The sequence below is a fragment of the Oleiphilus sp. HI0067 genome (assembly GCF_001635735.1).
Map to the genome: position 1 here is coordinate 1 of NZ_LWFI01001660.1, position 832 is coordinate 832.

1 protein-coding gene is annotated in these 832 nt (G+C 43.1%); it reads left to right on the plus strand.

What is annotated here, in order from left to right:
- Window positions 1–234: 234 nt before the first annotated feature.
- On the plus strand, window positions 235–832 hold a 598-nt coding region (locus A3739_RS26745; RefSeq protein ID WP_197472616.1), incomplete at its 3' end, for an enoyl-CoA hydratase-related protein.

An 832-nucleotide genomic window follows, 5' to 3' on the forward strand; every position in this document is an offset into this window, starting at 1 on the left:
TCATTAATTTGCCTCCATTAAATAATTTTTAAAACATTCATACACAAACGGCCTGAAAACGGTGTAAGCCTTTTTGGCATTGACAAACGATTGAGTTTTCTACAAGGTACACGCCTCACGATTCAAACGATCGTATGAATTTTTGTTTTCTCACCCCATTTGCTTGGGGTTAAACAGATTGTCAGGCAGCTTTCCTCTGTACTGGCACGAACTTATAAACTTGGAGAACAGTTGATGATTTACGCAGGTAAAGCCATCACGGTTAAAGAAATCGACGGTGGGTTCGCGCAGTTGAACTTCGACCTCGAAGGCGAATCCGTAAACAAATTTAACCGGCTGACTATCGAAGAACTAGGCGCAGCAGCAGAAGCACTTAAAGGTGCAGATGTTAAAGGTCTAGTTGTTACAAGTACTAAAGATGTATTCATCGTTGGTGCGGATATCACAGAATTCACTAGCTTGTTTGCAGGTCCTGAAGAAGAACTTATCGCAAACAACTTGAAAGCAAACTCTGTATTCAATGCGATCGAAGATCTGCCTTTCCCAACAGTAACGGCTATTAATGGCATTGCTCTTGGTGGTGGTTTCGAAATGTGTTTAGCGACTGACTACCGTGTTATGTCGACTAAAGCGAAAGTTGGTCTTCCTGAAGTTAAGCTAGGTATCTTCCCAGGCTTCGGTGGTACTGTTCGTCTTCCACGTTTGATCGGTGCGGATAACGCAATCGAGTGGATTGCAGCAACTAAAGAGCACAAAGCAGATGCAGCTCTTAAGTTTGGTGCAGTAGATGCAGTTGTTGGTCCAGAGAAATTGATGGACGCAGCAATCAACC